Raw genomic sequence first — 3807 nt, forward strand, 5'->3', positions numbered from 1 at the left:
TAACGATGAACGTGATCAGTAGGGTGAGCCAGAAGTAGAGATTCCAGATCGCCATCAGGTCGAGCGTTCTGGCGACGATGATCATGAAGGTGGCCGAGACGGTCGAGAAACCCGTGGCGATGATGGCCGCTTCACGCGCCGAATATCGTCCGGCCCGGTACACCCGGTTGGTAATCAGCAGCCCGATCGAGTAACTGCCGACGAAAGACGCCACCGCGTCGATTGCCGATCGTCCCGGCGTACGCCATAGCGGACGCATCAACGGCTGACATAGCACGCCGACGCTCTCCATGAGCCCGTAGTTGATCAGCAACGCCAGAAAGACTGCGCCGACGGGAACGATCAAGCCCACCGAGATCACCAGTTTATCGAACAGAAAAGGCAGCATGTCCGGTGCGAACAGTGCCTCTGGGCCGATACCGCTGATCGCCATGCCCGCGACCAGCGTGCCCATCACCTTGAAGAGCGTCAGAACGGCTTCGGTTCGGCTCTGGCGCCAGCGTCCGGTGTAGAGCGGATGGATGGCCCCGGCGACGATAACGGCCAGCGCGAGTAAATTGACGCTGGAGCCAAGCCCATGACGAATGGCCGTCACCAGATGATCGAGCAGTATCGTGCGGGTACCGGCGATCGATATCGGAACGAAGAAGATGAGAATGCCGAGGGCGCTCGGCATGATCATTTTTGCCCGTGTCCGCAGCTTGGGCTCGAAAGGCTTGTCGGTCGCATCCATCGTTGTTCCCGTTGTCGATTATTGTATTGGCGAGCGTGGGTATCGTTGCGTGGGGCCTCAGGCGAGTGTTTTGAGCAATGCACCCAGTTCGCGTCGATTGACGTCATCCAGCGCATGCCGGCGATCACGGATTTGCCAGTGACCGGCGACCATGACGTCGCGAATCTGCGAGCGGGCCCCCCCGAACAGCCAACGCCCGAGGCGTGAAGCGTCGTCGCTGGCGGCGAGATCGGGATCTTGCCCATCGAGCACGAGCCAGTCGGCGCGCTTGCCGACCGCCAATTCTCCAATCGGCTGCCCCGAGGCGAGGGCGCCGCCGGTCACCGCCTTTCGGTAGAGCCAATCGCCTACCCCTCTCCGCTCGACGTCGTGCAGTACGTTCCTCCGGTGTGTCATCAGACGCTGACCGTATTCGAGCCAACGCAGCTCCTCGACCACATTCCGCGAGACGTGACTGTCCGAGCCGATGCCCCAGCGCCCGTCTAGCTCAGCGTAACGCGCCGCGGGGAAGACGCCGTCGCCGAGGTTGGCTTCGGTGGTGGGGCAGAGACCGACCACGGCACCGCTGGCGGCAATACCCCGCACTTCGGCGTCGTCGAGATGGGTGGCATGAATCAGACACCACCTTGAATCGAGCTCGACGTTGTCCAGCAGCCACTGGACGGGACGTTGGCCGCTCCAGGCGATGCTTGCCTCGACCTCTTTCACCTGTTCGGAGATGTGGATGTGACGCGGGCCGGCGGGATTGGCTGCAAGCACCGTTTCGATCTCCTCGAGCGTCACCGCGCGGAGCGAGTGCAGCGCCGTGCCCAGGCACAGACGCGGGTTCTCGGAGCACCGTGGTGTGAGCTGCGCCAGTAATTCGAGGTAGGTGTCCGGCGAGTGGATGAAACGCCGCTGGCCGTGGCTGGGTGGTTGACCGCCAAAATCGCTGTGGGCGTAGAGTACCGGCAGCAAGGTCATGCCGATTCCACTGGCATCCGCCGCTTCCAGCAAGGCATGCGACATCGTCGCCGGGTCGGCATAGGCGTGGCCCTGCGGATCGTGATGCAGATAGTGGAACTCGCCGACTTGGGTGTAGCCCCCTCTGAGCAGCTCGACGTAGAGTGCGCGGGCGATAACGCCCACGTCTTCAGGTGTGAGGCGATCCACCAGGCCATACATGTGGTTACGCCAGCTCCAGAAACTGTCCGCCTTGTCAGAGGCGATCTCGGCGACACCGGCCATGGCGCGCTGAAAGGCGTGAGAGTGGAGGTTGGGCATGCCGGGCAGCACGGGTCCGCCGAGGCGTTCCGCCTCGTCTGCAGTGGCATCGGCGGTCACGTTGTCGATGAATCCTCGATCATCGACACGGATCCGGACGTCGTGTCGCCATCCGTCGGGCAGTAGCGCGGCAGTGGCGAAGTAGGTCTTTGGCATCCCGGGTCCCTTTGGTGCAGTTTATTGTATATACATATAGCGTGTCCGGTGACAGGATTCAAGCGTCTCGATCTGCATCGTTTTGGTGCGTTTAGCGCCCGTATTTGCACCATTGTTGGAGAAATCAGGAATCCCCCCGATTTTTGATGACACACTTGGCTGCCGACGTTTGACAGGGTAATGTATATACATATTCAATGGTAGAGCTCGCCGTCTCGGCCAACGTTCTCGTCCCGTTATCGACTGCCCGGAGTACTCATGACTCATTCTCGTTTTCGTGATATCGACATTCGCGCCCCCCACGGTTCGACGTTGACTGCCAAGAGCTGGTTGACCGAGGCGCCGATGCGCATGCTGATGAACAACCTCGACCCGGACGTGGCCGAGAACCCGAAGGAACTGGTCGTCTATGGCGGCATCGGCCGCGCGGCACGCGATTGGGAATGTTTCGATGCGATCGTTGCCACGCTGAAAACGCTCGAGACGGATGAAACGCTGTTGGTGCAGTCGGGCAAGCCGGTCGGCGTGTTCAGGACGCATGCCGATGCGCCGCGGGTTCTGATTGCCAACTCCAACCTGGTTCCACACTGGGCCGACTGGGAGCATTTCAACGAGCTCGATGCCAAGGGGCTGATGATGTACGGCCAGATGACCGCGGGCTCGTGGATCTACATCGGCTCCCAGGGCATCGTTCAAGGGACCTACGAGACGTTCGTCGAGGCCGGGCGCCAGCATTACGACGGCAGGCTCGCCGGGCGCTGGATCCTGACGGCGGGGCTCGGCGGGATGGGCGGCGCGCAGCCGCTGGCGGCAACGTTGGCGGGCGCCTGTTCGCTCAACATCGAGTGCCAGCAATCACGTATCGACTTCCGCCTGCGTACGCGCTATGTCGACGAACAGGCGGAAGATCTGGACGATGCCCTGGCCCGGATAGAGCGCTACACCGCCGAAGGCAAGGCGGTTTCCATCGCCCTGCACGGTAATGCGGCTGAAATTCTGCCTGAACTGGTACGCCGTGGCGCACGCCCGGACATGGTCACCGACCAGACCAGTGCCCACGATCCGCTCAACGGTTACCTGCCTGCCGGTTGGCGCTGGGAGGATTATCGCGCGCGTGGCAAGACCGAGCCGCAGGCGGTGGTCAAGGCGGCCAAGGCGTCGATGGTCGAACATGTGCGCGCCATGCTGGCGTTTGCCGAGCAGGGTATCCCCACCTTCGACTACGGCAATAACATCCGCCAGATGGCGCAGGAGGAGGGCGTTGCCAACGCCTTCGACTTCCCAGGCTTCGTTCCCGCCTATATCCGGCCGCTGTTCTGCCGGGGCATTGGCCCGTTCCGCTGGGCCGCGCTGTCCGGCGATCCGCAGGACATCTACAAGACCGATGCCAAGGTGAAGGAACTGATTCCCGATGACGCGCACCTGCATCGCTGGCTCGACATGGCACGAGAGCGCATCAGCTTCCAGGGGCTGCCGGCGCGTATCTGCTGGGTGGGTCTGGGCCTGCGCGAGAAGCTGGGGCTGGCGTTCAATGAAATGGTGCGCAGCGGCGAGCTCTCCGCGCCAGTGGTCATCGGACGGGACCATCTCGACTCCGGTTCGGTGGCCAGCCCCAACCGGGAAACCGAGAGCATGAAGGATGGCTCTGACGCCGT

Annotated in this window: 3 protein-coding genes; 1 reads left to right on the plus strand and 2 read right to left on the minus strand. The window is 62.4% G+C overall.

Annotation, left to right across the window (positions count from 1 at the left end; translation table 11 throughout):
- On the minus strand, positions 1-733 hold a 733-nt coding region (locus tag AC3AYF_RS19130; RefSeq protein ID WP_487780197.1), incomplete at its 3' end, for a YjiH family protein.
- A gap of 57 nt (positions 734-790) precedes the next feature.
- On the minus strand, positions 791-2152 hold the full coding sequence (locus AC3AYF_RS19135) for a formimidoylglutamate deiminase (RefSeq protein ID WP_295041185.1): 1362 nt from the start codon (positions 2150-2152) through the stop codon (positions 791-793).
- Between the two features lie 258 nt (positions 2153-2410).
- Between AC3AYF_RS19135 and hutU the strand changes: the two genes are divergently transcribed.
- A partial coding sequence (hutU, locus tag AC3AYF_RS19140; RefSeq protein ID WP_295041186.1) for a urocanate hydratase occupies positions 2411-3807 on the plus strand: 1397 nt, incomplete at its 3' end.

Source organism: Salinicola sp. (assembly GCF_982684285.1).

Excerpts from the sequence above, each read along its gene's own strand:
- AC3AYF_RS19135 (WP_295041185.1), bottom strand. The coding sequence starts at position 2,152 with ATGCCAAAGACCTACTTCGCCACTGCCGCGCTACTGCCCGACGGATGG.